General features: G+C 37.4%; 5 protein-coding genes and 1 pseudogene. 3 read left to right on the forward strand and 3 right to left on the reverse strand.

Going from position 1 to position 3,221, the window contains the following annotated elements; translation table 11 throughout:
* A partial coding sequence (gene ltrA / locus EDC17_RS16580; protein WP_243646189.1) for a group II intron reverse transcriptase/maturase occupies positions 1 to 729 on the reverse strand: 729 nt, incomplete at its 3' end.
* A gap of 37 nt (positions 730 to 766) precedes the next feature.
* On the opposite strand from ltrA, the gene EDC17_RS16585 reads away from it, so the two are divergent.
* A complete protein-coding gene (locus EDC17_RS16585) occupies positions 767 to 979 on the forward strand; it encodes a RidA family protein (protein ID WP_243646190.1) in 213 nt (70 codons plus the stop codon).
* A gap of 92 nt (positions 980 to 1,071) precedes the next feature.
* Here EDC17_RS16585 and EDC17_RS16590 read toward each other — a convergent pair whose 3' ends face one another.
* Together EDC17_RS16590 and EDC17_RS16595 are read right to left on the reverse strand one after the other, a co-directional pair.
* The gene (locus EDC17_RS16590) at positions 1,072 to 1,494 is read right to left on the reverse strand and encodes an SH3 domain-containing protein (RefSeq protein WP_132779334.1); all 423 of its coding nucleotides are present in this window, start codon (positions 1,492 to 1,494) and stop codon (positions 1,072 to 1,074) included.
* Positions 1,495 to 1,513: 19 nt separating this feature from the next.
* Complete coding sequence (locus tag EDC17_RS16595; RefSeq protein WP_243646191.1) at positions 1,514 to 1,909, reverse strand: BON domain-containing protein; 396 nt, start codon at positions 1,907 to 1,909, stop codon at positions 1,514 to 1,516.
* A 373-nt stretch (positions 1,910 to 2,282) separates the two neighbouring features.
* On the opposite strand from EDC17_RS16595, the gene EDC17_RS16600 reads away from it, so the two are divergent.
* Positions 2,283 to 2,708 (forward strand): nuclear transport factor 2 family protein, encoded by a 426-nt coding sequence (locus EDC17_RS16600; RefSeq protein ID WP_132779338.1) that lies wholly within the window; start codon positions 2,283 to 2,285, stop codon positions 2,706 to 2,708.
* Between the two features lie 258 nt (positions 2,709 to 2,966).
* A pseudogene (locus EDC17_RS16605) lies at positions 2,967 to 3,221 on the forward strand (hypothetical protein); the annotation flags it as partial.

Here is a 3,221-nt window from a genome sequence, read left to right on the forward strand (position 1 = left end):
GTTCTTTGATCTTCTTGCTCTGAACGTAAAGCCAAGAAAGTCAAACTGCTCATTTACCCAGGCTCCACGCCTAAGGTCATCTTTGCAGTAAACAAGCTTTGTCTTGCTTTCATTCAGCGTTAGATTGCACTCCGCAAGTCTCTGCACAATAGAGGCTCGTAGTCTTTCGGCTTCATCTTTTGAGCGGCAGTGGCATATAACGTCATAAGCGTATCGTTCAAATACTATATAACTATAATTTCGTTTCATCCATGCGTCAAACGCATAATGCATATAAAGGTTCGCAAGAATAGGACCGATAACCGAACCTTGTGGAACACCTTGTGTACGCACGATGCGAATACCTGATTTATCCTCATAAGGAACCTTAAGCCATCTTTCAATATAAAGCAGGATCCATCTTTCGCTGGTATGGCGTTTGACGGCTTTCATTAAAAGATCATGATCTATCGTATCAAAGAATTTGCTTACCTCTAGATCAAGGACCCAATCCAATTGCCAACAACGCTTCCGGGCTCTTTCTAAGGCTTGATGCGCAGAACGGTGGGGACGATATCCATAGGAGTCCTCGTGAAATATAGGATCTAATTTGGGCTGTAAAACTAGAACTGCCGACATTTGCGCGATCCGATCGATGACAGAAGGAGCACCTAAGTGACGGGTACCACCTCCTGATTTTGGTATTTCTACCAAACGAACGGACATAGGCTGGTAACTCCCTGAGGACATTCGATTCCATAGCTTGTACAGATTTGACTTTAAACTTTTGTCAAAAGTCATTCTAGAAGCGGGGTACGAATTGCAACATATTGTGCGATTAAATATTTACACTACCTCTACACAAGAGCTTTTCACACATTTTGATGTATTTCAAAATTGGATGAATGAAAATAACATCAAACAGGCTTCGACAGTCTTGGAAATAAAAGGACTATTTGAAACACTAAAAATCGAACTAGAAGCCACAGTTGTAAAATAACTCATTGCGGTTAAGCTGGATTATTACAACAAAAAAAGCCGGACTTTCTACGATTCGAAAGTCCGGCCTTTGATATATAAAGAACGTATTTTTTAACTTATTGGCTCTAAGTACTGCGCATAGCAATATCCTTCTTCACCATCCGCAGTTCTTACCAACCACCATTGATCATTCGCACGGCTGATTAAGGTAATAATTTCGTCTTTAGCCGCTTTACCTACAATAGGTTGTTCGGTACCTGGTCCTTTACGAATGTTAAGGTTGGAATTTTGCGTAATTACTCGCGCTTTACTTCCCGTTTCTTGTGTCGTTACATCCACATTCATCACCACATCTCCCGACAGATAATTAGGATCTAACTGATTGTACACATCCCACAATTTGTTTTTTGCATCTGCATTAGGGGCCGTACCACGTATATGCAAGACACCTTCCTGCTCTCCGATTTGTAAATCTGCTATGCCTGAAGACTGGGCTGTTTCGATTAGTCTTTGATATTTTGTTGTTAATGCCATGGCTGTTTTGTTAATTCTATTATTTAATTACTAAAGAAGACATATCTACTCTTTTCGGAGATAATGCGTCTAAAGATTGTTTAAGCACTTGTACTCTTGCCTGTTCCAATGTGCCTGTTACTGTGATTACACCGTCATTTACTGTAGTGCTGATTGTTGGAAAGTCTTTCGTAGCGTCTACCACTTTTGCTTTCAAGTCTACATCATTTGAGTTGATTTCTATTTGAGGAGCATTCACCACGATATTATTAACTACAGATTTTACGCCTTTGCTATCAGCAGATTTTGCAGAATTTTCTATAGCCATACGTTCGTCTTCAGTAGCTACCGTGCCTGATAGCGTTACTACACCTTCTTTAACATCAACTGTTACACCAGGATTGCTGCTGATGCTACTCTCAACTTTCGCTCTCAAGTCAGCATCTGAAACCTTGGATTTACACGAAACAGTAGCAAAAGCTAATGAACCTGATAGGACTAAAACGGTTAAAAGATTTTTTAAGTTCATACTTGTCTATTTTAATTAATCATTTGTAATTTTTGAATATACAGATTAATAACAATGACTTATTTATTTTGTTTTATAATTAAACATGAATTTGCCGACGAAATACTACAAAGCCCCTTAACGACTATCTTGCTACTGAATTTTACCGATTCTATCCCCCCTTCAACCGAGAGCGTGCGTCCACTCATCTAATTGCCTTTCCCTACCTGTCATTTCCAACCTAACTTTGAATCATCAAATAACAACAACATATTAAATAACATTTAATAAACATTTTACCATGAAAAAGATTGTATTATCCCTTGTATCAGCATTTATGATGGTTATATCATTAAGCTCATTTACAAACGCAAATGCTAACCCTCTAAGAGAGAAGGACAGCAAAAGTATTATGATTGCCTACGTCGAAACCATCGTCTCTGGGTATGACAAATATCATAAGTATTTATTCACGGAAGACTTTGAACATTACAACGCTTCCTCGAATATGAAGTTTAAAAAGAAACCCTATCTAAAATTTCTAAACGACACGAAGGGTCTAAAATTTAATTGTCAGACTTCTTACCAAATCATGGACGAAACAGGAAAATCCTGCGTAGCGAAGGCAACATTAACATTTAAAAATTTCACACGAGTAGATTATATCACATTGAACAAGACAGATGACGGTTGGAAGGTAAGTAAGGTCGTGACAACCTACCCATAATAACGTACATACATGTACTACGGAGAAAGACCATCGAAGACGTTGGTCTTTTTTTTATGCCAATATATCTCTTTACCGACATATGGTTTTGTCGGTAAATAAAGTCGAATATTTTCACCGAAAATAAATCCAAGTTTACCGAAAAACAACCTATACTGGTCTAAATCACATTGCTCAGCGCAACATACACCCTACCTTTGAAGTATCAAATAAGAAATAATAAACTATTAAAAATATAACTAACAAAAAAATAAAGCTATGAAAAAGACATTATCAACAATCGCAGTAGCCTTCTTCATGATCATATCATTAAGCTCTTTTGCTAAAACATCATCGATTAATCCATTAAAAAATATGGATTCGAAAGCTATCCTTATCACATACATTGAAGCGACAACATTAGGATCAGACATGTACAACAAATTCCTGTTGACTGACGACTTCGAATATGTAAACACATCCAACAAAGGTTCATACAATAAAAAGGCATATCTGAAATTCTTAAAAGACAAC

The sequence above is a fragment of the Sphingobacterium alimentarium genome, assembly GCF_004342685.1.
Lineage (GTDB): Bacteria > Bacteroidota > Bacteroidia > Sphingobacteriales > Sphingobacteriaceae > Sphingobacterium > Sphingobacterium alimentarium.

Coding starts and splice junctions, on each gene's coding strand:
- EDC17_RS16600 (WP_132779338.1), top strand. CDS start 2,283: ATGAAAAAGATTGTATTATCCCTTGTATCAGCATTTATGATGGTTATA.
- EDC17_RS16590 (WP_132779334.1), bottom strand. CDS start 1,494: ATGGCATTAACAACAAAATATCAAAGACTAATCGAAACAGCCCAGTCT.